Source organism: Candidatus Eremiobacteraceae bacterium, assembly GCA_036511855.1.
GTDB lineage: Bacteria > Vulcanimicrobiota > Vulcanimicrobiia > Eremiobacterales > Eremiobacteraceae > JABCYQ01.
Genome location: DATCBN010000094.1, coordinates 1 through 26046, shown reverse-complemented (window position 1 = coordinate 26046; position 26046 = coordinate 1). Strand labels below are relative to the sequence as shown.

General features: G+C 62.6%; 22 protein-coding genes and 1 tRNA gene. 14 read left to right on the top strand and 9 right to left on the bottom strand.

Going from position 1 to position 26046, the window contains the following annotated elements; genetic code table 11:
• The first annotated feature begins 1 nt into the window (after position 1).
• Positions 2-1384, top strand: a complete 1383-nt coding sequence (gene hemG / locus VII69_12245) for a protoporphyrinogen oxidase (protein ID HEY5095876.1) — start codon at positions 2-4, stop codon at positions 1382-1384.
• Positions 1385-1417: 33 nt separating this feature from the next.
• A tRNA-Asn gene (locus tag VII69_12240) sits at positions 1418-1493 on the top strand.
• Between the two features lie 52 nt (positions 1494-1545).
• On the opposite strand, the gene VII69_12235 is transcribed toward VII69_12240, so the two are convergent.
• Both VII69_12235 and VII69_12230 read right to left on the bottom strand, forming a co-directional pair.
• Positions 1546-2550: a hypothetical protein gene (locus VII69_12235; GenBank protein ID HEY5095875.1), complete on the bottom strand. Its 1005-nt coding sequence runs from the start codon at positions 2548-2550 to the stop codon at positions 1546-1548.
• A 79-nt stretch (positions 2551-2629) separates the two neighbouring features.
• A complete protein-coding gene (locus VII69_12230) occupies positions 2630-3640 on the bottom strand; it encodes a hypothetical protein (GenBank protein HEY5095874.1) in 1011 nt (336 codons plus the stop codon).
• A gap of 350 nt (positions 3641-3990) precedes the next feature.
• On the opposite strand from VII69_12230, the gene VII69_12225 reads away from it, so the two are divergent.
• Positions 3991-4209 carry a hypothetical protein gene (locus tag VII69_12225; GenBank protein HEY5095873.1) on the top strand — a complete coding sequence of 73 codons (219 nt, stop codon included), beginning with the start codon at positions 3991-3993 and terminating at the stop codon, positions 4207-4209.
• A gap of 21 nt (positions 4210-4230) precedes the next feature.
• Here the strand turns inward: VII69_12225 and VII69_12220 are convergent, their stop codons facing one another.
• Positions 4231-4695 (bottom strand): hypothetical protein, encoded by a 465-nt coding sequence (locus tag VII69_12220; GenBank protein ID HEY5095872.1) that lies wholly within the window; start codon positions 4693-4695, stop codon positions 4231-4233.
• A gap of 165 nt (positions 4696-4860) precedes the next feature.
• Here VII69_12220 and VII69_12215 point away from each other — a divergent pair, with 165 nt between their 5' ends.
• From VII69_12215 to VII69_12200, 4 genes are all read left to right on the top strand, one after another.
• Positions 4861-5754: a hypothetical protein gene (locus VII69_12215; protein HEY5095871.1), complete on the top strand. Its 894-nt coding sequence runs from the start codon at positions 4861-4863 to the stop codon at positions 5752-5754.
• A gap of 170 nt (positions 5755-5924) precedes the next feature.
• Positions 5925-8342 (top strand): M1 family metallopeptidase, encoded by a 2418-nt coding sequence (locus VII69_12210; GenBank protein ID HEY5095870.1) that lies wholly within the window; start codon positions 5925-5927, stop codon positions 8340-8342.
• A 17-nt stretch (positions 8343-8359) separates the two neighbouring features.
• Complete coding sequence (locus VII69_12205; GenBank protein ID HEY5095869.1) at positions 8360-8815, top strand: thioesterase family protein; 456 nt, start codon at positions 8360-8362, stop codon at positions 8813-8815.
• A 3-nt stretch (positions 8816-8818) separates the two neighbouring features.
• Entirely contained in the window at positions 8819-10408 is a 1590-nt protein-coding gene (locus VII69_12200) for a J domain-containing protein (GenBank protein HEY5095868.1), read from the top strand.
• Here VII69_12200 and VII69_12195 read toward each other — a convergent pair whose 3' ends face one another.
• The 3 genes from VII69_12195 to VII69_12185 are packed head-to-tail and all read right to left on the bottom strand — an operon-like array spanning position 10409 to position 12255.
• Positions 10409-11173 (bottom strand): ABC transporter permease, encoded by a 765-nt coding sequence (locus tag VII69_12195; GenBank protein HEY5095867.1) that lies wholly within the window; start codon positions 11171-11173, stop codon positions 10409-10411.
• Positions 11166-11855, bottom strand: coding sequence for an ABC transporter ATP-binding protein (locus VII69_12190; protein ID HEY5095866.1), 690 nt, complete (start codon positions 11853-11855; stop codon positions 11166-11168). Before VII69_12190 ends, VII69_12195 begins: the two co-directional genes overlap by 8 nt.
• 43 nt (positions 11856-11898) lie before the next feature.
• Positions 11899-12255, bottom strand: coding sequence for a metal-sulfur cluster assembly factor (locus tag VII69_12185; protein HEY5095865.1), 357 nt, complete (start codon positions 12253-12255; stop codon positions 11899-11901).
• Between the two features lie 57 nt (positions 12256-12312).
• Between VII69_12185 and VII69_12180 the strand changes: the two genes are divergently transcribed.
• Positions 12313-13146: an MqnA/MqnD/SBP family protein gene (locus VII69_12180; protein ID HEY5095864.1), complete on the top strand. Its 834-nt coding sequence runs from the start codon at positions 12313-12315 to the stop codon at positions 13144-13146.
• 92 nt (positions 13147-13238) lie between these two features.
• Here the strand turns inward: VII69_12180 and VII69_12175 are convergent, their stop codons facing one another.
• Complete coding sequence (locus tag VII69_12175; GenBank protein HEY5095863.1) at positions 13239-13994, bottom strand: hypothetical protein; 756 nt, start codon at positions 13992-13994, stop codon at positions 13239-13241.
• 134 nt (positions 13995-14128) lie between these two features.
• Between VII69_12175 and VII69_12170 the strand changes: the two genes are divergently transcribed.
• Together VII69_12170 and VII69_12165 are read left to right on the top strand one after the other, a co-directional pair.
• Positions 14129-14407 (top strand): Lrp/AsnC ligand binding domain-containing protein, encoded by a 279-nt coding sequence (locus VII69_12170; protein HEY5095862.1) that lies wholly within the window; start codon positions 14129-14131, stop codon positions 14405-14407.
• Between the two features lie 63 nt (positions 14408-14470).
• Positions 14471-14842 (top strand): hypothetical protein, encoded by a 372-nt coding sequence (locus VII69_12165; protein HEY5095861.1) that lies wholly within the window; start codon positions 14471-14473, stop codon positions 14840-14842.
• 12 nt (positions 14843-14854) lie between these two features.
• Here the strand turns inward: VII69_12165 and VII69_12160 are convergent, their stop codons facing one another.
• Together VII69_12160 and VII69_12155 are read right to left on the bottom strand one after the other, a co-directional pair.
• On the bottom strand, positions 14855-17515 hold the full coding sequence (locus VII69_12160) for a pitrilysin family protein (GenBank protein ID HEY5095860.1): 2661 nt from the start codon (positions 17513-17515) through the stop codon (positions 14855-14857).
• A 33-nt stretch (positions 17516-17548) separates the two neighbouring features.
• Complete coding sequence (locus VII69_12155; protein HEY5095859.1) at positions 17549-20215, bottom strand: pitrilysin family protein; 2667 nt, start codon at positions 20213-20215, stop codon at positions 17549-17551.
• Between the two features lie 82 nt (positions 20216-20297).
• Here VII69_12155 and VII69_12150 point away from each other — a divergent pair, with 82 nt between their 5' ends.
• The 4 genes from VII69_12150 to VII69_12135 form a co-directional block, all read left to right on the top strand.
• Positions 20298-21875, top strand: a complete 1578-nt coding sequence (locus tag VII69_12150) for a glycoside hydrolase family 3 N-terminal domain-containing protein (GenBank protein ID HEY5095858.1) — start codon at positions 20298-20300, stop codon at positions 21873-21875.
• A complete protein-coding gene (locus VII69_12145; GenBank protein ID HEY5095857.1) occupies positions 21872-22966 on the top strand; it encodes a serine hydrolase domain-containing protein in 1095 nt (364 codons plus the stop codon). Before VII69_12150 ends, VII69_12145 begins: the two co-directional genes overlap by 4 nt.
• Before the next feature lie 9 nt (positions 22967-22975).
• Positions 22976-24190: an anhydro-N-acetylmuramic acid kinase gene (locus tag VII69_12140; protein ID HEY5095856.1), complete on the top strand. Its 1215-nt coding sequence runs from the start codon at positions 22976-22978 to the stop codon at positions 24188-24190.
• A gap of 278 nt (positions 24191-24468) precedes the next feature.
• The coding region (locus VII69_12135) for an S-layer homology domain-containing protein (protein ID HEY5095855.1) at positions 24469-26046 on the top strand (1578 nt) is incomplete at its 3' end.

Genomic DNA, 26046 nt, shown 5'->3' with positions numbered 1-26046 from the left:
TGTGACGGACGACGTTCAGGTCGACGTCGCCGTTATCGGTGCCGGCATCTCGGGCCTCGCCTGCGCGTTCGCGTGCCAAACGCTCGGGAAGCGCGTTGCGGTCTTCGAGGAGGCGACGGATTCCGGGGGATGCATAAAGACCCTTCGGCCCGAGGGCTGCATCGTCGAAGGAGGTCCGCAATCGTATTTGTCAGCGCCCGCGCTCGACGACCTGGTCGACGCGCTCGGGTTGCGGAACAAAGTCGTCGCGCCGGCGGCGGCGGCGAAACGCCGGTATATATTGACGCGCCGCGGCTTGATCGCCGTGCCGAGCTCTCCGCAATCGCTGTTGTTCTCGCCGCTGCTTTCCGCAGGCGCGAAGTGGCAATTGTTGTGCGAGCCGTTCGTGAAGCGCCGCAGCAGCGACGACGACGAGTCCGTCGCGTCGTTCGTGCGACGCCGCGCCGGACGCGAGATCGCGGACGTGGTCGCCGCTCCGTTCCTTGCCGGCGTCAACGCCGGCGATCCGGAGACGATATCGATGCGCAGCGCCTTTCCGGCGCTCGAGCGAATGGAGCACGATCACGGCAGCCTTTTGCGAGCGCTCCGGACGACAAAAGCGCCAAAAAGGCGGCCGGCATCATTCAGTTTCGCGCAGGGCAACGATACGCTGCCGCTTGCATTGACGGCATTGCTCGGAAAATCGGTGAAGCTCGGGGCCCCGGTGGACCGCTTCGTCATCACGCCGGAAGGCGCGACATTAAGCGTCGGCGGCGAGCGACCGGAAGAAGTGCGGGCGAAGCGCGTTGTTATCGCGGTGCCGGCGGGCGCAGCAGCGGAGTTGCTCGCACCAATCGCGCCGGAGGCCGCACGCGAGCTCAACGCAATCGACTACGCGCCGGTCGTGCAACTGGCTTTCGTCTACCGGCGCGATGCGATCGGCGTACCGCTCGACGGCTTCGGCTTCCTAGCAACAAAGGATTCGGGCGTTCGCGTTTTAGGTGCGGTGTGGAACTCCGTCGCGTATCCGAAACACTGCGCCGAAGGCGACGCGCTCGTGACCGCATTTTTTGGCGGCGCTCTCGACCCGACGGCGGCGATCGAAGCAGATGACGAACTCCTCACGATCGCGCACGCCGATCTTCGCCGTGCGATGAAGATCTCGGGCGCGAAGCCGCGTTTGGCTGCCGTATTCCGATGGGATACGGGCATTCCGCAATACAACATAGGACACGAAGTGCGGCTTCGGTCCATCGAAGCGTCGCTCGCGCGCTTGCCGGAGATCGCTCTGTGCGGTAATTTTCTGCGCGGCATTTCGGTGGGCGATTGCGTGCGCCAAGCGCGCGAAGTCGCGTTGCGGCTCACCGGCGCCGGCAGTGCAGGGGCGCGGCACCGCGACGCGTAAACTTCAGTTTCCCTGCACCTCAGAGTTCCGCATTCCCCGATAGCTCAGCTGGTAGAGCGTCTGACTGTTAATCAGAATGTCCGTGGTTCGAGTCCACGTCGGGGAGCCAATCGAAACCCGCATGGCCTAAAAGCTTTGCGGGTTTCTTAGTTTTCCGGACACTATGGATATGGATTCGTCGCGACACCAGCGGGATCGGTAAGCCCGTTGGGGCCGAACAAAACGCCCACGAGAGCACCGCCCGGATACAGTTCGACGAGGACCTGGGCGTTGACCGGATCGGCGATGAACATCTTTCCGTTCCTCCGGTTGATGGCGACGTGGAAATTGTCTTTAGCGCCCGGCATGGTTAAGATTGAATTGTACGGCGGCGGGATGAAGTCGATGCCGGCGCTCTGGTCGCAGACGACCAGATTGTGGGCATTGTCGATCTGCATGCCACCGGGGAAGCCGAGCGAGACCGGGAGCGTCGTTGGAGTCGGGCAACCGGCGAGACCATTCGGGTATTCGAGAATGACACCCAAATCGGTATTCGGATCAGCGCCGTCCACAAAGACTGCGCCGGTCGAATCGACTGCGACGCCTTCGTTTTCGAGCCCCGTAAAGCACGACGCCGTCGGTGTGGAGTTGCCCTGCGGGAACTCGACGACGATGCTTGCGCTGGTGCCGCGGAAGTCGACGGCATAGACATTGTTCGCTGCGTCGGTTGTGACGCTGACCGGATTAGCCATCCCGGAGGCGGTGTACGTGAACATCAGAGTGCCGTTCGGCGTGTATTCCGTGACTTCACCGGCGCAGTAGTCGGCATCGTATAGGCGGCCCCGTATGTCGTAGAAGTCGCCGTCCGGACAACCGGTGGGGTCGGCGACGATTCGTTTTGGAGCGAAGGTGCGATTCAGAATCTCGACCGTGCCCACGAAGTCGGACACAGCGAGATCTCTTGGTCCAGGGGTGTCCGGATTCACGTGCGCGACGGGATGTGCAAAGTCAATGCTCTGCAGGAACTGAGGTGCAACGCCGGTGAGCGCACGCGAATGTTCCGCGCGCTCGTGCGACAGATCCGCGACTCTGGCTGCGGGCACGATGGAACTACTACTGGAGCAACCGGCGAGCAACGCTAACGCCGCCACCGCGCCAAGAACTTTGCTGGTTGCAGAAATTCGCATGTGGATTCTCTCCTCGACTGCAGTAAGGGGGACGCGCCGCCGAGCGACGCGTCCCCCCACATATCTGGATGAGTCGGGTTTACTGTGGATACGGATTTGTCGCGACACCAGCGGGATCGGAGAGCCCGTTGGCGCTGTTCAGCACCGCGAAGGACGTACCGCTCGGATACAAGTCGACGAGGACGTCGGCATTAGAGGGATCGGCGATGAAGATCTTTCCGTTCTTCCTGTTGATGGCGACGTGGAAAGTATCTGAAGCGCCCGTGATGGTCGACGAGATTGAATTGTACGGCGGCGGGATGATGTCGACGCCGGCGCCCTGGTCGCAGACGAGCAGATTGTGGGCATTGTCGATCTGCATCCCACCGGGGAAGCCGAGCGAGACGCCGAGATGCGTCGGAGTCGGGCAACCGGCCAGACCGTTCTGGTATTCAAGGATGACGCCCAAGCCGGTATTCGGATCGTCGCCGTCCACAAAGACGGCGCCGGTCGAATCGACTGCAACGCCTTCGTTCGCGAGCCCCGTAGCGCATGACGCCGACGGTGCGGTGTTCCCCTGTGGGAACTCGACGACGATGCTTGGGCTGCCGCCTCCGAAGTCGACGGCATAGACATTATTGGCCGCATCGGTTGTGACGCCGACGGGATTACCCAACCCGGAGGCGCTGTAGGTGAACATCAATGTGCCGTTCGGCGTGTATTCCGTGACTGCGGCTCCGCAGTAGTCGGCGTCGTACAGGCGGCCCCGTACGTCGTAGAAGTCCCCGTCCGGACAGCCGGTGGGGTCGGTGACGATTCGTTCCGGGGCATAGGTGCGGTTTAAAATCTCGACCGTGCCCGCAAAGTCGGACACCGCGAGGTCCTTCGGTCCAGGTGTGTTCGGATTTATGTGCACGTAGGGATGCCCAAAGTTGATGCTCTGCAGGAACTGAGGCGCGACTCCCGTGAGCGCACGCATGTTTTCTGCGCGCGCGTGCGACTGATCCGCGACCCTGCCGGCGGGCAACGTGGAACTATTACTGGAGCAGCCGGCGAGCAACGCTATCGCCGCTGCAGCGCCCAGAACTTTGATGGTGGAAGATGTACGCATGTGGATTTTCTCCTCGACTTCACGCTACTGACCTTTGTGAGGTGATCTGTTTGCGACGCTTCGAGCGGTTTTAGCTGAGGGCAACAGCCAGAAACGTAGCGTCCGCATTCAGAGTATGAACGCGCAACCCATTGGGGCGAAAGTAACGCTTGGTCGGTTTCGTACGTAATACTTTTTACCCACCGTCCCTGTGGAAACTGTGGATGACCGCCAATTGGCCCGAAGTATCTCGCTAATACGAGTTATGAACAGGCCATATGTGGACAATGTGGAGAACTCCGGGATGGAATATACCCTAGCGGTACGACTAAGTGCATTCATATCCCACGGCACGAGACAAAGGTAGGCTTATGGGATCCGAAAATCCGGTTGACGCCGAGTGTGCGTGCCTCGGCTGCGAGTTTGGCAGCCACAGCGTCGACGAGATCAGGGCCGGCCGGTGTTCGCGGGTGACCAAAGATATTGGCGATGCGGTGAAGACTCAGGGTTGGGTGGCCATTCACACCCAGCCGCCGGACGACCGGTCTCTATTCTTTTGCAATCTGTGCGCACAACGGCTCACGCCGTGAACGAGTGCTAGCGCCGGAGTGTCAGCGGACAGCTTCCCACGCAAGGCCGGCTGCCTTGAACAGCGCTTTATCGTGGATCTGCACGCTATTGTATTCTTTCGGATCGCGGCTATCGAAATGTATCGCTTTCAATCGCGTGAGCGCGCCGTGGACGTGGCGCGCGGCGTCCGGCGCAGGAATCCATCCCCGGTCGAAGCCGATCTGCCAGCGATCAGCGTCGGTGAACGCGAATTTCGCGATCGTATCGGCTTGTTTGCACGCATCGACCGTCCGGCCGGCAAGGTCCATGTTGCGCGCGACGATGTCAAAGTCGGATTTCGCCGTTTGGGTGCCACCCTCGCCCATATACTGACTGAGATCTCTTTCACCGGTCGCGGCCAGCGCGGAGTAAAACCAGGTGTCCGAGCACGCGTCGGCACGCGCGCAGAGTCCGCTGAATAAAAATGCGGCCGACCAAACGACGGCCGCCAAGGCGCCTCGAATCATGTATCGCGTCCGTTCATCGCCAACATCTATTCGCTTTCCCAGGTTGGACGTGTATAAAACGTGTGGACTGTGAATAATACGTGAAAGCCGGTCCGGCGGGAGGGGGCTTTCGCGGCGCGAATGCTTTGCGAATCAAATATGCTGATCGTGCGATAAAATAAGATAATGCCGATGTTCTTGGCCGCGCTCATCCTCGCCGTAACGGCGGCCGCGCCTTTGGCGGCCGACCAGTCCGCGCCGAGCACCACGACGACCCGAAGCGCGAACGACATTCTCGACCGCGCTCTGCAGGTCTGGCGCGACCGGACCTATCCGCCGTACATGCGATATCTCATCGACGTCCGCGCTCACGTGAAGGGCCGGCTTTACGCCGAAGGATTCCAGGCGTGGGTCCGTACGATGGACGATTTCGTCATCACAACGCAAGCGCCGCTCTACTCGTCGAATCAAATGTCGAATCCCTACGGCACCAAGTTTCAGATATTCACGTGGACCATCGATCCGAGCACCGGCGTGAACACGCCATTCGGAGTCCCCCGGATCTCCCCGTATTACTCATTCGGCTTCGTGCCGCAGTCGGCCGTTGACTTCCATCCGCATCCGGTTCCCGGCAGCACGTCGGATGCGAGCGTGCTCGGCACGGTGACGGTCACAGCGCGCTACTACAATGCGACGCTCGTCGGTGAAGAGCAGTGCGATACCGGACCGTGTTGGCACTTGGCGCTCGAGCCGGTCGAAGATCCCGGCGAGTACCGGGTTCGCGCCATGTGGGTGGATGAGGATACGTTTCAACCGGCTCGCCTCACCGTCGCCGGCATCTTCAATGGCTGCGCCGCCTCGAAAGTGCAGTGGGATGTCCGCTACATGAATTTCCACGGCCAGTGGGTTCTGCGCGAGGAGACCACGAGCGAAGACGTTCGCGACGGAGGCGGCCTCTTCGGTTGGGGCGCGGCGACATTTCACGGATTGACCTATACGCTCGGCCACTATCATTTTCTCGACCAATTCGACGATTTCGAATTCTTCGACCGGGGATCGACGCAAGCCACTCAAGAGTAGTCCGCTCCTGCCCCGGATGAGAATCGCCGGCGCGTTGCGAACACGTCAGGCGACGTACCCTGGAAGGAGTATCCGTTCTGATCGCACGCCGTCTTGCGACCGCGCTCGCATTCGCTGTTCTCGCGCTCACACTAGCAACAAGCGTTCGCGCCGCCGAAACCGATTCGCGCGTGCAGTTCGGCGGCGGCAAGGCGTATCTGCACCACCCGCGTTTTCACGAATATTGGCTGACGCACGTCAAGCTCGTTCTGTCGTTCGACGAACGTAAAGGCGACGAATTCGGCGACGTCACCAACTCGGTCGTCGTCCTGCAGCCACAGACGCAATGGCTCGACTTCGATTCCGCGGATCTGCGCTACACTTGGGTTGGCTTAGCAAGCGGACCGGCGCTGCGCTACCGGACCTTCGGGCACACTTTGCGCGTATTCTTGCCGTCCGCCGCATCGCCGGGCAAAGCGTTCGCAGTCGAAACGCGCTTCTCGGCGCACCCGACGAAGGGTCTGTATTTCGTGCGCCCGGATGCGTCTTACCCTGCCAGGCCGTGGGAAGTATGGTCGCAATCGGAAATGGAGGATGGGCGCTTTTGGTATCCCACGTACGACTTCCCGGATGAGAAAGCGAGCAGCGAGACGATCGTGACCGTCCCCGAAGGACAGCACGTGCTCAGCAACGGCTCGCTAAAGTCGGTCACGCACGACCGCGGCCGCCGCACGTCCACCTGGGATTGGATCATGGTCGTGCCGCACTCGACATATCTGAACTCGATCGTTGCCGGTACGTTTGCGGATCAAACCGTGCGCGACGGCGGACTGCCCGTACAGTATTGGGCGCCGCCTCAGTATTCCGGCACCGCTACGTATGATTTCCGGGCCACCCCGAAGATGATCGACTTCTTTTCGAAATTCAACGCCGTGCCGTATCCATATCCGAAATACGCGCTGGCGGCAGTCGTCGACTTCACGTACGGCGGCATGGAGAACATCTCAGCGACGACGATCACCAGCAGAACGCTGCACGATCCGCGCGCCGAACTCGACGCGACGAGCGAGGGAGTCATCGCGCACGAGCTTTCCCATCAATGGTTCGGAGACTACGAGACCCTCTCCGACTGGGGCAACGCGTGGCTGAACGAGGGCTTCGCCACGTATTACACGGCGCTCTACGACGAGCACGCCCATGGCGAAGATGCGTTCGCGATGGACCGGCTTTCCATGATGGACGACGTCTTCGCCCAGGACGAGATATATCGACGCCCCATCGTGACGGAGACGTACGCGAAGCCGATCGACATGTTCGACGGCGACTCGTACTCCAAGGGCGGATGCGTCTTGCATATGCTGCGGACCATCTCCGGCAACGAGATGTACCGCGTCGGCGAGGCTGCGTTCTTGAATATCTTCGGCGAACGCAGCGCGAACACGGCGCAGTGGGTGCAGGCCGTCACGCGATCCACGGGCGTGGACATAAGCGGTTTTGCCGATGAGTGGCTCTACCGGGCGGGCTTTCCCGAATACTCGCTATCGTACATCTACGATGCCGCCGCAAAGGATGTGCGTCTCACTGTCGATCAGACTCAGAGCACCAAGTGGAACACGCCGTCGGTCTTCACCATGCCGGTCGACGTGCAGGTGACGACGCCCGATGGCTCTCGCACGACCTTCAAAGTTCGCAACGACCTGCGGCATCAAGTGTTTCACTTCACCGTGCAGTCGCGGCCGGTGATGGTGCTGTGGGACCCCGGACGCAATATCTTGGCGAAGACGACCTTCAAGAAAAGCGACGAGGAATGGATCTACCAACTTGAGCACGCTGCAAGCGTCCTCGACCGGCTAGCCGCGTTCGACGCCTTGTCCGATCGCAACGCTCCGTCACAGGCCGTGACCACGGCGCTCACATCATTCGTGATCACCGAGCCGGTGGCCGACGCGCGCGCGCGAGTCGCGGGCGAACTAAGCCCTGGCCCGCGATCGGCGCAATACGCGAGAGCGCTGCAGTCGGCGCTTCGCGATCCCAGCGCGCACGTGCGGCGGGCTGCCGCCGATGCGCTCGCCGATTTTCCGGCCGACGCACAGGCGACAAAGAAGCTGCAGGACATCGCCGCACATGACGAATCGTACCGCGCGATCGCCGCTGCGGTGCAAACGCTCGCCCATTGGCATGCGCCGGGCATCGAACGATTGCTTGCGCGGGCATTGGTCGAGCCATCGAACAACGCGGAGATAGCGTCGGCGGCGCTGAGCGGATACGCCATCGTTCAGGGCAACGCGGCGATTCCGCTCGAACGGAGCTACGCGCGATATGGGGCACCGCTCGACTCGCGCGGTGCCGCGATCCTCGCTCTCGGCAGTATCGGCAAAGGCGACCCGCAGGTCACGGCGTTTCTCGGCGGCCTGCTCGGCGATCCCGATCTCGTCACCAATTTCACGATTCTGCGCGCGTTGACGTCGCTCGACGACCCGGCGGCGCTCAAACCTATCCGCGACCTCGCAGGTAGCACCGAAGATGAGCGCTTGCGCGATCGAGCGCTCGCGGCAGCGGATGCAATCGCCAAGGCGTCGAATTCACGCGGGAACGCTTCCCGACACTAGAGGAGCAACGTATAAGCGTGTCTGACACTCGCTTCAAATTCATACGCCCGATCGTCGTCGCGTTTCGCGATGTCGACGGGATGCGGCACGTCAACCATGCCCAATACCTCACGTACTGCGAGACGGTGCGCAACGAGTATTGGATGGTGATGACCGGCATCAAACGCGTCGAGGATTTCGATTTCGTACTGGCCGAGCTCACGGCGCGCTATCACGCGCCCGCGCACCTCGGCGACAAGCTCACCGTCGGATGCCGCGTCACGGAGCTGCGCCGCTCCAGCTTCCTCATCGAGCACGAGATCCGCAATTCGGAGAACGGCACGCTGATCGCCGAGGTTCATTCGGCGCAGGTCATGTTCGACACCACGAGCGGCAAATCGGTGCCGATGACCGATCAACGCCGGCTGCAGATCGAAGCCTACGAAGGGCGCTCGCTGACGGTGCTCACATCCAAGAGCCGAACACTGAGCTAGCGCATGCCGGGAACCGAACTCTCATACTACGATCTGCTTGGCCTGAAACCCGACGCTTCCCACGATGAGATCTGCGCTGCCTACAACTCGTTGATCGTCCGCATCCGGCCCAACGTCGCTCACGACTCGGCGAGCACGATCAGACTCGCCGCGGCCGTGAAAGAGGCGTGGGAGACGCTCGGCGACGAGGACAAGCGCCATGTGTACGACGAGGGCCTGCGCGGGACCGCGGCCTACGGCGAGATATGGAAGCGAAGCCAGCAGTCCACCTACATAGAAGAGCGCAACAAGTGGTTCGACCAACAAGTGCGACGGGCCCAATCGGACCGTCAGGCCGCATACGAACTGCAAGCCGAGCGCAAACAGCTCGAGGAAGATTATTCGGCTGCGGTTGCGACCAAGAATGCGGCGGATCTGGCGCGCGAAGCGTTGGTGCGTGCGGCGGCTGCGAAAACACCGCCGGCGAGCGATACTGCGGCGGGGCCACTGCGGTGGCTAGCCGTAGCGGCCGTCCTAGTGGTGCTCATCGCGGCGGGTGTTTTGGCGCGCGGCCTCATCGGACGGTATAACGCAGCGCCGGCGAGCAACCGAACATCCGCACCGGTGGCCGGCGCAACCAATGCAGCAGCGCCTCTCCCGGCGGCAGGCCGCGCAATGCATAAGAATTCACCCCTGCCGGGGCTGATCGCCACGGCGCTCGCGCACGCCCTCGGGAGCTCCAATACATCGGCGCCGGAGAGACAGGCGACGAGTGCGGCATCTTCGCCCCCGGTCAGCTCGCCTGCATTGACAAGAACACAGGTCGTCGCCAAAACCGGCGTGCCGCCGCATCGCAGCGCCATCCCGCGACCATCGTACGCATGCAAGACCGTCGCGATCGCCACGGTCACGCGCGACGGCTCGACGGTCGATCTCAGCGACGGCAGCCGCTATCAGCTCACCGATCCGGTCGATCGAGCACAAGCGGAAGGTTGGGCGACCGGCACCGCGGTCGCGAAGTGCGCGTGGCCGGCCGGGCTAAAGCGGCCGGCTTCTCTCGACGTGAACGGGTACACTGTTCGCACACAGTCTGCTGCCATCGTCGCGAGTACGGTCTCCACGCTCTCCAGCGCCGCGCCGGGAGAAGCCTGCGCGGATGCCTCCATCACCGACGTCTCAGACGATGGATACGGCGTCGGACTTTCGGACGGCCACGCATATGCTGTGGATATTGCCGGGCACGTGACGGCCGCTTCGTGGCTGGTCGGCGATGCGGTGTCGGTCTGCGCCACGCCGAAACGCGGCGCTACCGCGTATACCGTCGCGCGCAGCGGTGTGACGGTGAACGCCTCGCGGAGCCAGTCGGTCGCCGCTGCCGCTCGGGCGCCTACGTTATGCGTCGTGCGCCTGGTCTCAAGACTCGCCGATGACGGATCGCAGGTAGTGTTCAACGACGGCCACACCTACCGCATCGACAGCGTTCCCGGCCGCACGATCGTGGCCGGCTGGTCCTTGAGCGAGCGGGTCACCGTGTGCATCCGCTTGGCAAGCGGCACGGTGTACGCCACGCTCGCGCATGGGCCGCTCACGGCGCACGCCGTGCGCATAGACTGACTACACCCGGAGATTCACGCCGCGCCTGGTCAAGTCGAATGCGACGGCAAGCGCGATCGCTGCCAAGGCCGCGACGACGAGCGCATCCGCCGCGAGGCTGATATCCACGGCGCCCGTGTACGAGAAGCGGAAACCGTCCACCATGTACTGCATCGGATTCGCCAACGCGAAGCGCTGCACGACCTGCGGCAGCATCGCGAGGCTTGTGAAGACCCCTCCGACGTACGTGAGCGGCGTGATGATAAACGTATTGACGATCGCGAGATTGTCCCACGTCTTCGCGAGCAGCCCGCCGATCATGCCCACCGCTGAGAACAGAAGCGACGTCACGACGATGAAGTAGATGTAGATGAGCGGATTCGTGGGTGCGACGTGCACGACGAGCGCGCCGATGAGCATGACGAGCGTGCCGATCACGACCCCGCGCAACATGCTGCCGGTCAGAAATCCCACGAGGATCTCGACGTACGACAGCGGCGCGATCAGCAGCTCCTGTATCGAATTCATGAAGCGATGCTGGAAGATCGAAGACGATGCTTCGTCATAGCTCGAGGAGATCACGTTGAGCATGACGAGCCCCGGCATCAAGAATTCGACATACGAGACGCCGCCGAGCGACTTGATGCGCGATCCGAGCGAAAGCCCGAAAATGAAGAGGAACAAGAGCGTCATGATGATGGGCGGCCAAATGACCTGATTGATCACCATCAACGTCCGCTTCAACTCGCGGCGGACGAGCGTGAAGAGACCGATCGTATTAACCACGCGTGCGCCTCCCGACAAGGCTGAGGAAGATGTCTTGGAGCGAAGCCGAGCCGTGGCTCGCCATCAGGGCAACCTTATCTTCGAGCGCGACGAGCCGGCCTTCGTTGATGATGCCGACGCGTTGGCAGAGCATCTCCACTTCTTCGAGATAGTGCGACGTCATGAGGATGGTCATGCCGTCGGCATTTATGGAGCGCAAGAAATCCCACAACTCAAGCCGCAGCTCCACGTCCATGCCGGCTGTTGGTTCGTCGAGTATCAGCAGTGTAGGGCGATGGACGAGCGCGCGCGCGAGCGTGAGTCTGCGCTTCATGCCGCCGGACAGTTGCAGCGGGGTGGAGCGGCGCTTGTCGGTGAGCTCGAATCGATCGAGCAGTTCGGCAGTGCGCTTTTTGGCTTCGCGAGCGGGCACGCCGTAGTAACCCGCCTGGAAGATGAGGATCTCTTCGATGGTGAGGAAGCGGTCGAAATTGTATTCCTGCGGCGATAGGCCGATGAGGCGGCGCGCTTCGCGGAACTCGCGCACCACATCGTGTCCGAAGACCTCGATGGTGCCGCCCTGAATCGTCGCGAGGCCGACGATAGCATTGATCGTGGTGGTCTTGCCGGCGCCGTTGGGACCGAGAAAGCCGAAGAACTCGCCCTGTGCCACATCGAGCGACAGTTCGTCGACCGCAGTCATCGAGCCGTATCGCTTGGTGAGGCGCCGTATGGAAACGGCCTCGCTAATAGTAGAACCCCATCATCATCTTGGCTTCATCGCTTGCCATGGTGCGGGGATCCCACGGCGGCGAGAACGTGAGATCGACGTGACAATCGGTGACGCCCGGTATCTGCGCCACCGCAGACTGCACGCTTGCCATGAACTGACCGGCGACCGGGCACCCCGGCGACGTGAGCGTCATGACCACATCGACGTGGCTGCCGTCGATCTTGACATCGTAGATCAGGCCGAGGCTGACGACATCGAGACCGATTTCGGGATCGACGACGTTCTTCAACTCTTCGCGTATCGCGTCTTCGGATACTGCGGAGATTTGTTCGACGGAGGTGCTCGCGCCGGCTGTGTTTTCGATTTCCATGGTTACTACCATAGTTGCGGGCGGAGAAAACTTCTTCCTGCGCGAAAAGAAACAGCCATGCGAACGTTGACGCTCGGCCACTCACCCGACTCCGACGATGCGTTCATGTTTTACGGACTTGCCAGTGGACGCGTTCCCACCGACGGTCTGTCTTACGATCACATCTTGCGCGACATTCAGACGCTCAACGAGTGGGCAAAGACGGGCAAACTCGACACCACCGCCATCAGCGTGCACGCCTACGCGTACGTCGCCGACAAGTACGCAATCCTCACGCACGGCGCGTCGATGGGGGAAAAAGACTACGGACCGATCGTGGTCGCGCGGCAAGCCGCCGGCTGGGAAGCGCTGAAAGGCGCAACGGTCGCCGTGCCGGGTCTGATGACAAGCGCCTACCTCGCGCTCCGCTTGCGGGTCGGCGATTTCACGCCCATCGTGATGCCCTTTGACACGATCATGGAGGCGGTCGCCGGCGGTGAAGCCGAGTACGGATTGCTCATCCACGAAGGTCAACTCACGCACGCGGCGCTCGGCTTGCACACGGTCGTCAATCTCGGTGCATGGTGGCATGAAGAAACCGGTCTGCCGCTGCCGCTCGGCGTCAACACCATCCGGCGGGATCTGCCGGACGAAGTGAAGGCGATGGCATCGCGCCAACTTCGCGCGAGCATCGAATTCGGACTTGCGCACCGCAGTGACGCGCTCGCGTGGGCCATGCAGTACGCGCGCGGCCTCGAGCAAAAAACAGCCGACACGTTCGTCGGCATGTACGTGAATAGGCGCACCGTCGACATGGGAGAAGAAGGTCGGCGCAGCATCCGGTTGTTCTTGGAACGCGGCGCGGCCGCCGGCATTATACCGCCGGTCGGCGTTATCGACTTCGTCGACTGATCACCTCAGATAAGTATTAGGGCAAGCAACGCTTGCCCTAAAAAAACGGGGCAAGCGATGCTTGCCCTAGTACGGATTGCCGTAGTACGGCTTTAGTGGTTTATCGTGCAGCCGCATCCGCCGCCGCCGCCGCCGCCGATGCCGCCGCCATTATGGCCGCCACTGCCGCCGCCCACGGTCAAGAAGCCCAACAACATGCCGATGAACGGAAAGAAACCCCTGGAAGACCGCGAGCCTAAGTTGATCGTGGGCAGCGGTGTGGGCGCGGCCGCGGGCATCGGCGGGGGTGGCGCTTCTGTCGACGAAGCGGGTGCAGCTTTCGCGATCGCCAACGGAGCTGCGACATACTGCGGAATCGCAGAAACCGCGGCCGGCGGTTTGACGGCCGCCGCCCGCATGATGCGTTCGCGCAAAATCGACAAGTTGCCGCAGGCCACCGGCAAGAAAATGCGAAGCCGCTCGGTCGGACCCGCTTCGTCATACTCGAAGCCGTACGTCGCGCGCGGGATCTCGACGTTATGGATCACTCGGACTTGACCGAAGGAATACCACGCCATCGCGTCCAGCCGCAGAGGCACTCGTCCCCATTCCGGTCTTTGCGTCTGCGTTGCGATGCGAAACGCCCGATACTCGGCCGGGCTCATGCCGACGAGTTTTGCGGCCGTCGCTAAGCGGTCTTCATTATGAGCGATGCTGATCTGCAGATCGGTCAACGTCTTGTTTGAACCGAGCAGCGGATACGAGCCGAGCTCGGCGATGACCGTGGGCGCGGCTAGACATGGCGAAGCCAATACCGCCGCGATGAGCGTGATTGAGAGGCCTCGAAGTAAGTGTCTAGTGACCGCCATCACACTTCACAATTCGACACGCCGACTGGATACTCTTCGGTCCACAAGAAAATGCTATCGAATTTTTCCGTGCGTACCTTTTGAACAGCGGCGGAGCACTATAGATACGTGTGAACAAGCAAGAGGACGTTCATATGGTAACCGCGATCATACTCGTTCGGGTTTTGCGCGGCGGCGTGGCGGCGACGGCCGAGGCGCTCTTAGAAATCGACGGAATCGGCGAGGTATATAGCGTTGCGGGGGAATGGGACCTCGTCGCGATCGCGCGCGTGAAGCGTCACGAAGATCTAGACGGGCTGGTCACAGGCCGGCTTGCGGCGATTCTACAAATCGATGCCACTCGAACACTTGTTGCATTCCGGGCGTATTCGCGCAAGGACGTGCAAGCCATGTGGGACATCGGGCTTGACTGAATCACAATCCGACTTGGCGCAAGGGCAAACCGAAACTTGCGCGCCGGCGCCCTCGTTATATCTATGATGTTTCACCTGAGAATCGCCGCAACCATAATTCTCTGCTTCGCAGGCTCGGTGCTGGCAAGCGCGCCGCCGGCGATGGCGTCGCCTAGTCCAAAACCTGCGGCGTCTGCGGAAAAAGAATCCTTTTCGTTCAATGGCACCGTCTCAAAAGTGAACTACGCGGCGAACGTCGTTGAGATGAACGCAAACGGCCGTCGCGTCTCCATAGCCTTGGAACCCACGACGGCGATCGACGTCGCAGGCGAACCGGGCAGCGTCAGCGACATCCGGCCCGGCGTCGAAATCCATGCAGAGGGCGTCATCCGCAAAGGCATCTACATCGCGCAGACTATCGCGATCCACGGCGCGGCAAAGCGTAAAAGCCACTAACCGGCCGCGTCTCTAGAGGGGAGGCGGCCCCTGAACGACTTGCACGAATCCGCCGGGCCGGATCCACTTGCCGAACGCGGCAGCGATCTGCGGCGCGGTCACGAGCAGGTACCGTTTTTCCGCCGCCGCATCGTCGAGCGGCAAACCGTAACCGGCGCGCTCCAATAGAATCGCTGCGATCCCCGCCTGGCTGGCTTCACGCAGCGGCAGTTCGCGTATGGCTAAAGCCTTGGCGCGCAGCAGTTCGTCGGCGGTCGGCGGCGCCGACTGCATGGCCTGCAAGTCGCGCTGCACGATTCCGGCGACCTTCGACACGTTCTGCGGATCGCAACCCCAGCGCACGCGGTACGTATAACGCCCGCCATCCTGTTCGAATGCCGTCGAGACGTAGTAGACGAGTCCCGATTGCTCGCGCAGATCGCGATACAGACGGCTAGCGTAGAATTCCGACGCAAGCATCTGGTCGCCGAGCGTTAGCGCATCGTAATCGGGCGTGCCGTTCACCACGGCTAAGGTTTCCGCGAACGTGACGCTGTCCTGAACGCTTCCCAATGCCGGCACCGACATCGCCGACGGCTTATTGGGCGGCACGGGCGGCAGTGTGGTGGCCGGCACCGGACCGCTCGCCTTCCATTTGCTGAAATGCTGCTTGATAAAGTCGAGCGCGTGCCCGGGATCGACGTCGCCGACGACGACGATCGTGGTGAGATCGGGTCGGATCGTGGCGTTGAAGTAGGCGCGGACGTCGCTGAGCGAAAGATCTTGGACGCTCGCCGGCGAGGCGGTGCGCTGCACGACATCGTCTTTGGGATAGAGCGCGGAGTACAGAGATTGTTCGGCAAGGAACTCGGGCGTCTGGCTCAGGCCCAGGACGCGATCGGCGACCGCAGTGCGCACGAGCGCGAAGCGCGCTGAAGGCAGCGACGGCTGCAGCTCGTTGCTCGCGAGAAGCGCCATGCCCCGATCGAAGCTGACGGCGGGCACTTGGAGTGAGAACGACGAGCCCGCATGTTCGTCGGCGCCGATCTGCCCGATATCCGTGAAGAAATTATACGTGGATTCGTTCGATGGTCCGGCTGTGAAGAGCTGATCGAGCATCAGCGAGACGCCTTCTTTGCCGAGCGGCGCCTCTATGTCGGGATCGTTTTGCACTTCACCGCGGACGATCACCGAGCCGCTGCCCGGTACCGCCTGCACGATCACGCGCATGCCGTTGTCCAACGTGGAGTCGACCGGACTAAGCGTTGAAGGCGGCACGTCGGTGGAGTTCACGACAGCGGCAGCCCAGGGCGGCGGTGGGAGCGGCTTGGCCGCTTTGGGCGCGAACGATTCGTTGGCGCCGAATGCGTCTGCCGGTACCGGTGCGCCGGATTGCTTCGGCGTGAGGTCCGCCGATATTTCCGTGCTCGCGTTCAAGTACTTCGCGGCCACGCGGTTCACGTCGTCCGCGTTCACCGCTTTGATCGCCGCTATGTCCTCGTCGGGAGAATTGCGCCCTTCGATGGCGACCGCCTCACTCCAAACTTCGGCCAAACCTTGAATCGACGAGCGCCGGAAAAGATCGTGCGATATCTCTTTGAGCTTCGCATCGTCGACCAATTCCGCGTTGAAGCCGGCGCGCGTCGCGGCGCCGAGATTGGTGACCACGGCGCGTTCGACGTCCGGCACATCCTTCGGCTGCAGCGCGAGCCCTTCAGCGATGCCCAAGCTGGCCTTTGGCATGTCGTCGATCAGAAACGATGCGTTGTACACTTTGTCGAACGGCAGGCCGGAGAAGAACGGCGAGCGTTCGTCGGAGATGACGTCGGCGAGCACGCGAGCGGCGGCAAAGTCCGGACTGTCGCTGCCCGGGAAACGATAGGCGACGAGCGCGATGCCGTATGGCAGATCGGTGTCGAAGGCGACGTCTGCGAGCTTGGGAGCGGGCAGAGCAAACGATGGATGGGGCGGAACCGGGGCCGGCCGGATGCCCGCGAACAGCGTGGTCGCGTCCGCCACGACCGAGTCCGGGTCGACGTCGCCGACGACGACGAGCACCGCATTGTTCGGGCGATACCATGTGTCGTAGTAACTCTTCAGGCCGGCACTCGTGAGCGCATCAAAGGCTTTGCGCGTTCCCACACCGGGTTGCGCGTACGGCGTACCGGCGAACATGTTGCCGAGCAGTGCTTGGCGAGCGCGGTAGATCGGGTTGGAGACGTCTGACGAAACTTCTTGTTCGATCGCGCCGCGCTCCTTGACCCAGTCGGATTGCGAATCGATGACGCCGCGCATCCGGTCCGCTTCGACGTGCAAGACGATGTCGAGGGCGTTTGCGGGAACCGTGAATATGTATTGGGTCGCAGTGGCCTGGGTCATGCCATTGAGATCGCCGCCCATCGCCGCGGCGATGCTCGCAAGTTGCGCTCCCGAAACGCCGGTGCTGCCCCGGAACATCATGTGTTCTTGCGCGTGCGCCATTCCGGGCACGTCCGGTGGATCGTCCTGCGATCCGACGAGATAGTTCATCTCGACGGCGACGACCGGAGCGAGCGAGTCACGCACGGCGATGATGCGGAGACCGTTCGGCAAGGTCGCTCGCGCGAGCATCGCGGACCCGGCCCGCGCCGCGGTCTGCGCCACAGCGACGAAAATGACGGCGACGCTGACGACAGCGACTAGGCGACGAAGCATGACTTCCTCTGTGCGTGCGGAGCTTTTAGCGAACTAGTCGGGCTGCGGCCCGAGCACCACTTGGACGAAGCCGTCGAGCCGGACCCATTTGACAAATGCGGCTTGCACCTGGGCCGCCGTCATCGCAAGATAAAGGTTGGCGGCACGCGTGGGCTCGTCAAGCGGAAGGCCGGCGCCGACGCGAGCGATCAGACCGTTTGCCACGGCGTCTTCACTGGCTTCCGCGAGAGGCAGCTTGCGCAACAGCAACGCTTTGGCTTGCTGCAGTTCCGCGTCGGTGACCGGCGCGGTCTGCATCGCGGTCACGTCGCGAACGATCATCGCACGAGCTTGCGAGACCTTCGGCGGGTCGCAGGCGAACGTGATGCTGAACGTCGAGCGCGTCTTGCCGACCGCGAACGAATTGTCGACGTTGTAGACGAGCCCGGCCTTTTCGCGCAGATCGTGATAGAGCCGCGTGGCGTAGAAGCCGCCGCCGAGAACGTTGTTGCCCACTTGCAAAGCGTAGTAGTCGGGATTCGACCGCGTCACGGCGATATTCTCGACGAGCGTGGCGGCGTCTTGGACGCGGCTCGCATCGGGCACGACGGAGGAAGACGAAGCGTTAAGCGGCACGGCCGGCAATACGATGTCCGGCTTGGGGCCCTGCGCGGTCCAACTTCCGAACCACTTGCCGACCGACGCCTCGGCTTGCGCCGGGGTGACGTCACCGATGACCACGATGGTGGTCATGTCGGGCCGGAACGCGGCGCCGTAGTAGCTCTTCACGTCATCCAACGAGAGCGCGCCGACGGTCGCCGGCGTCGATTCTCGCAACGCTGGGTCGCCGGGCGGCAGCAGCGCCGTGTCGATGGCACGCGATTGTTTGTAGCCCGGACTGTCGAGCTGACCTTTGATGGCCTGTGCCGCCTGATCGCGCGCGATTGGGAACGCCGCCGCCGGCAGCGCGGGGTTCACTTCGTTGTCGGCGAGCAGTTGCACGCCGCGATCGAAATGCTCCGTAAGCACGTCCAAACTGAACGATGCGCCCGCGGACTCCTGAGCGGCGATGTCATCCAGCGCCTTTTGGTACGCGAGGCGATCGAGCGTGGTGGTGCCGTATTGGAACAACCCTTCAAGCACTTGATCCACGCCTTCTTTAGCAGCCGGCACTTGGAGCGCGGGCTCTTGACGGACCTCGCCGACGATGCTCACGGTGGAGCTGACGGTTTCTTGCTGCACGATGAGACGAATGCCGTTAGGCAACGTGGTATCGTACGGATGCAAGGTTGACGGCGGGACCGAAAGTGACGAAAGCGCGTTCGTCGCCCAATCGGGCAACACCACGGGTTTGGACGGCGCGACCGTTGTGATCTCCTTGCCGCCAAATCCAGATTGTGCGGTGGCGGCGCCCGATCGTGTTGGATTCAAACTTGCCGCCACGACCGCACCCTTGAGGTAGACGCGCGCAACGCGGTTGACGTCGGCCGATGTGACGGCGGCGAGTGCGGCGACGCCCTCGTCGGGCGACGTCCGGCCTTCCGCGGCCACGGCTTGCGACCACGCGCCGGCCAAGCCATCGATGGATGTGCGGTTGAATTCGGCGCTCGCGATCTCGTTTCGCTTAGCGGCGTCGACGAGCTCCGGCGGCAGGCCGCCCTTCACGTATTGCGCGATGATCGACTTGATCTGGTCGTCAATGGGCTTCGCATCCGCATCGGGCGCCAGCACCGCGACGGCGGCACCGATCGAAGCCTTCGGATAGGATTCGAACATCTGAAATCCGGCGTTGAGCGCCTTGCCGCTCGGACCGAGCGCGTAGATGTCGGCCCGCTGGCTGCCGAGAACGTCGGAAAGTATTCGCGCTGCGGCGTAATCCCGGCTCGACGTCCCCGGAAAGCGATAACTGATGACGCTGAGCTTGACCGGGAGGTCGCTGTCCAGGTCGAATGTGTCTGCTTTGACCGCTGAAAGGGTGACCGTGGGCCGCGCCGGCGTGGCGCGTCGCGGAATGTCGCCGTACATCGAACGAACCATCGCGAGAGTGCTTTGCGGATCGACGTCGCCTGCGATGACGAGTATGGCATTGTTGGGTCCGTACCATTGACGGAAAAACTTTTTGAGCAGCGTGCCGGTGGTCGCGTTGAACGACGGCCGCGTGCCGAGCGCGTCGTGCGCGTACGGCGTGCCCGCGAACATATCCGCGTTGAGCCGCGTGAGAAACTTGTAGATCGGGTTTGAGAGATCTTGGGCGACCTCTTGCTGGATCGGACCGCTTTCCTCATTCCATTGATCCTGCGCGTCGACGATGTCGCGCATACATGCCGAATCGACGTGGAGCGCGACGCCGAGATCTTGCGCGGGAACGGTCTCGAAGTACTGTGTGACATTCTGCTGCGTGTCGGCATCGCCGTCGCCGCCCAATTGTGCGAAGATGGCGGCGGTCTGGTCGGCCGTGATGCCGGCGCATCCGCGGAAGGCCATGTGCTCCTGCGCGTGCGCCATGCCGGGGAAACCGGCGGGAGTCTCATCGGCGCCGACCTGATAGTTGTCCATGACCGTGACGACGGGCGCGAGCGAATTCTGCACGACGATGACGCGCAGGCCGTTCGCCAACGTCGCTCGCGTGACGCCGGTCTCGGCGAATGCGGCGCTTGGTGCGAAGAAGCACGACAGGATCACCGCGAAGGCGGTAGCGAACGACAAAGGACGAAGGTTCATGGATGCTCCTCGGAGACCGCGCAAGCGCGCCATCGATATTCGTGAGAAGGGACGCTTCGCGCGATTCTTGTAGGCCAGCATCGTGGTGAACACGTCGCTGGCGGACCGCGTGGGCGGAATGCTCATGATCGGCTTCGACGGCACAGCGATACATGAAGCGCCAACCGATTTTATTGCGGGCCTTAGCGGCACCATCCTTTTCCAGCGCAATTTGTGCGATGCGGTGCAATCGCGGGCGCTCGTCGACGGGCTCCAGGCAGCCCGGCATTCAGGTTCGCCGCCATTGCTTGTCGCGGTCGACCAAGAAGGCGGATCGGTGTCGCGAATTCGTCCGTTCGGAACGCCGACGCCGTCGGCGATGGCTCTTGGCGCGAGCGGCGATCCAAACCTCACCGAATCGATCTATGGCCTTATCGGCGAAGAACTCGCAACGCTTGGGATCAACCTGGATATTGCGCCCGTCGCCGATGTGATCGGCGACCGCCGCAACACGGTGATCGGAATCCGGTCGTTCGGCGCGCAGCCGGAGTTCGTCGGTCAGCATGTCGCGGCGGCGATCCGAGGATTACACGGGACGAACGTGGCGTCCGCAGTAAAGCATTTTCCAGGTCATGGCGACACGGCCGTCGATTCCCATTTCGACCTTCCGGTCATCGGGCGCGACGCCGATGCGTTGCGGGCGGTTGCGTTGGCGCCGTTTCGCGCAGCCGTCGCCGCCGGCGTCGACGCCGTGATGATCGCGCACGCCGTCTATCCGTCTCTCGATCCAACGAACGCGCCGGCCACGTTTTCGCGCGTCGTCATCACCGGGTTGCTGCGCGAAGAGCTTGGCTACGATGGCATCGTGTGCACGGACTGCATGCAGATGAAAGCGGTTCCAACGGACGGGCCGCCTGGCATGGCCGCCGTTCGAGCAGTCGCCGCGGGCGCCGACCTGGTCGTGTTTTCGAGTTCGCTCGAAGAAGCGAAGGCCGCGCACGCAGCGCTACGTGGCGCGGTGCTCGACGGCACGCTCGATGAGAAGCAGATCGAACGAAGCCTTGGGCGCATCGATGCCGCTCGACGCGCCGTCCATGTCCGCGCCGCCGATCCGGCCGCACTTGAACGGATCGGCTCATCTGCGCACCGCGCGGCAGCGCGTGAGGCTTCGCTGCGTGGGATCACAATCGTTCGCGATCCGCAACAGCTTGTGCCGCTGCGAGCCGCCGCGGGCCAGCGGATCATGCTCGTACACTTTTCCGGCGGCGCGGCGACGCAGGCGGAGCATACGCCGCAGAGCACGAGCACGCTTGGTGCGGCGCTCTCGGCCGGGCCGGCGCGCATCCACGAGCAAGTCCGCGGCGTCGATCCCGCAGGCCATGAATACAAGCAGTTGCTGATGGCGGCCGGAACGGCGACCGAGATCGTGTGCGTGACGTATCGTGCAGCGATGCACCCGCTGCAGGCGCGCGCCGTCGCCGATCTCGTCCTGTTCGGGAAGCCGGTGATCGTCGTCATGGCGCGCGAGCCGTACGATATCGATGTGCTCCCCGCCGAGGCATCGGTCATCGCTGCGTTCGGCGACGACGAATCGACGATGTCTGCCGTCGGAGATGTGCTGCTCGGCCGCGCGCAGCCGGGCGGCCAACAGCCTGCGACATTTGCGGATGCGCGCTCGTGAAGCCCGTGCCCGAGATCAAGTCCGAAGACGCGCGTTTTTCGCGCGCCCTCGACATCCTGAGGGAGGGTCTCGGTGAGACGTACAGCGCTGCGGTGCTCCACGTGCGGCTCGGAGGCCAGGTCGTCGTCGAGGCGTCGATCGGTTTGTTCGCGCCGGGCGAACCGGTCATCGACGCGGGGGCCATTTTCGATCTCGCATCGCTGACGAAACTCTACACCGGCACGGCGTTGCTCGTGCTCAACGATCGCCGCGCGCTTGCCCTCGACGACCCGGTCGTTTCGATCTGTCCGGATCTCGACGGGCCCGACGTCAGGCGGCGGAAAATGACGATTCGTCATTTGCTCACGCACGCATCCGGCTTGCCGGCGCACGTCAATTTTCGTGACGAGGTCGGCGCTGCGGCCGTGATCGCCCGCGTCTGCGCGACGCCGCTGATCGCAGCGCCGGGCGATGCCGTCTTGTACAGCGATCTCGGATTCATGCTGGCAGGAGACATCGTGGCCCGTGTGAGCGGCCTGCCACTGCACGCCGCGATCTCGACACTGGTCACCGGACCGCTGGGCGCGCGCGAAACGCGTTATCTTCCCGATGCGGATGCGAGCGCACGAATCGTCTGCACAGAGGACGATCTTTGGCGCGGCCGCCTATTGCGCGGCGAAGTCCACGATGAGAACTGCTGGGCGATGGGCGGCGTCGCCGGTCATGCCGGGCTGTTCGGGCCGGCGGCAGACGTCGCGGCGCTTGGCGAAGTGTATCGCACGCATGGCGAATCTGCGGCCGGCCGCGTGATCTCGCGCGCGATCGCGATGCTCGCCGTGCGCGAACACGCCGCCGGCGACCACGAACGGCGCGGACTCGGCTGGGCTCTGAAGGCGGACGACGCCCACTCGTGCGGCCAGCGATTCTCGGCGTCATCGTTCGGCCATACCGGTTACACCGGCACGTCGCTTTGGGTCGATCCGGATCGCGAGCTCACCGTCGCTTTCTTGACGAATCGCGTTCACTTGACGCGCGACGGCGCCTCGATACTGCGCGCGCGCGGCCGGCTTCACGACGCGATCGCGGACAGCGTCGACCGCATCTCCCGGTAGAGGCCACACATGCGCGTCTTGGGTTTGATGTCCGGCACGTCGATGGACGGCATCGACGCCGCGATCGTGAAGATCGGCGCGGGCAAGCACGCCGGCAGTGTCGCGGTCGATCTCGAGGCATTTGCGACCACGCCATATCCGCGCGATATGCGATCGTCGCTTGAGGCACTGATCGCGAGCGATAGTTCCGCGAAGGCGCCGCATCTCGTCGTGCGCGACTTGTGCGCGTTGAACTTCGCGATCGGCGAAGCGTTCGCGGCAGCCGCACTCAGCATTGCGGGCGACAAGCTCGGTTCGGTCGATCTCATCGGGTCGCACGGTCAGACCGTTTATCACCTTCCCGACGACGATGGTGTGTCCGGCTTTGTCCGTTCGACGCTTCAAGTCGGAGAGCCGGCAGTCATCGCCGCCCGGACCGGCATCACGTGCGTCGCCGACTTCCGCGTCGCCGACATCGCCGCGGGGGGACAGGGCGCGCCGCTGGTTTCGTATGCGGATTTTCTTCTGTTGCGCGATGCGACGGAAGATCGCGTCGCGCTGAACGTCGGCGGCATCGCAAATCTCACGGTGCTGCCGGCGGGCGCCGGCCTGGATGGGATTCGCGCGTTCGATATCGGACCCGGCAACGTGCTCATCGATCTGGCGGTCGCGCATTTCACGGGCGGCGCCAAACGTTACGACGACCGGGGCGCTATCGCCGCGAGCTCTGCGGTCTGGCCGCCTCTGCTCGATTGGCTGCAGAGCCATCCATATTTCGCGCGCAGTTCTCCGAAGACGACGGGCCGCGAAACATTCGGCGCAGCGTACTTCAGAAAGATTCTCGATGCGGCGCGCGGCTTCGGCGCGACCGGCGATCAGACAATCGCTTCGCTGACGGCCTGTGCTGCAGCGCAGATCGCAAAATCGGTGCCTGCGTCCACCGACAGGGTCATCGCGAGCGGCGGGGGCGCTTCCAACGATGCCCTGATGGCGAACCTGCGCTCAGCGCTCGCAGAGCGTTTTCCCTCGCCGCCGGTCGTCTCGCTCTCCGATGAATTCGGCATGCCCGCCGACGCAAAAGAAGCGATGGCCTTTGCGATGCTCGCGCGCGAGACTGTTCTTGGACGCCCCGGCAACGCGCCCGGCGCGACCGGTGCACGGCGGCCGGTCATCCTCGGCAAAATCGTGCTGGGCGATAACTTTAGTGAGCTTGTCAAGATGATATATGAACCGGCAGGGCTCTAATCCGATAGCATCTCGGGACGACGAATAGCCCTGCTTTTGGGACCTTTTGGGCTTGTTCGGCCCCAGGAATTCCGCTATTGTCTATGAAGTTAGTAGAGTTACTAGAGAACGCTCGCCGTTTCGATACAGGGTTAAGAAAACGTCTGCAACATTATCCGGCGCTTAACTCCATATTAAGGTGTGCGCCGCGTAACAGGAACCGGACTCGTTAACCGCAAGGAAACGTCCCGGCCCCTACCGCTCTACGCACTTGCGTTAAATAAAGGAAGATATCAATCGTGAAACACTGGATACGATACGCGATGGCGATATTGCTTTGCGTGATCTCGATCGGCCGCGCCATACCGGCAGCCGCAGCCGGGGACGCGAGCAATCCATTCACCGACGTATCTCCCTCGGATCCGGCATTTCAGGCTATCGTCAGACTCCACGACGCGGGCTATCTGCAGGGATATCCCGACGGCTACTTCCACGGCAGCCGGCCCATCACGCGCTACGAAATGGCGATACTCGTCGACCGCGTCGTCAGCGAGATGGAGTTCCAGTTGGACAATCCGGCCGGCGCGATGAAAGTCACGCAGCGCTCGGTGGCCGACGCCAAGATCTTGCTGGACACATACGGCGCGGACATCAAAGATCTGCAAACCAAAGAGGCCGCGCTCGACAAGACCGTCAGCGGCATGGCCGCGACGCTCGATCGCGCGCAGGTCCATCTTTACGCGTACGTCCGCGCGCCGGGCACGTATACAGAAACCGTCAACGCCTTCGGCCCGACCGGCACGCCCTTCAAGCGAAGCACCGCGGTCAGCGACGGCGTGTCCACATATAATGAAGGTACGAACTCGCGCGGCACGGGCCTGCAGGTCATCCGGTTGAGCCTGACCGGAAATCTTGACAAGCAATCGAGCTACGTCATCCGTATCGAGAACAAGAACTATTACGGCCAAGCCAACGTCAATGGCTTAGACACCGTCACGCCGACCACGAACTCCTACAACGATCAAGGCTTGTTGCGCATCAACTACGCGTACTTGAAGTACAACTTCAAGAACTCGCCTCTCTACGTCATAGGCGGCAAGTACGGCGCGAGCGGCGATCTGGGTCTTGCCTTTTCGAATGACTACTTCAACGGCGCGCAGCTCGGTGCTTCGGGCCGCGTGAACGGTTTCGTGGGCTTCGGTCAACAAAACGGCCCCGATCTCGGCAGCACCTCGCCGTTCGCCTACGTGCCGACGGGCACAGCGTCAGCCGGAGCCACGCCGTTCACGCAATTCGCGTGGATGTCGCACGTCGGTTGGACCGCCACGCCGCAGCTCAGCCTAGGCGCCAACATTCTCGATCAGTCCGCTCTCCCGCAAAAGGTGTGGTCGTCCACGAAGAAAACCTTTGCCAGCTTCAACCAGCCGCTTGCCGCGGGTTCCATCGCCGCGACGTACAAGTTCTCGCCGTCGGCGTCGGTGGCGATCGAAGGATTGCAGCGCTTCGGCAACGATCCGACGACCAATTCGGCATGGCAGGATCGGCGCGCCCTTTGGGTCCAAGGGCTGCTCGGAAAAAGCGCTGCCGCCGACGGCAACACCTACGGCGAGCTGGGTTATGCCGGCACCGGAGCTAATTCGGTGATCAACGGAAACACCGGCCTCAACGGCACGCCGTTCTACACGTACTACTACACGGGGCAAGCCAACGACCGCCGCATGACGTACGGCAGCCTCTACCACTACGTAGGCAACAACTTGCGAGTGGGGCTCACGTACCTCAACTGGGGTCTGAACGTTCCCGAGCCGCTGGTTCCGAGCACATCGATCCCGAAGGGTTCGTATTTGGGAACAAACGACAATCGCGCTCTGTTCCTC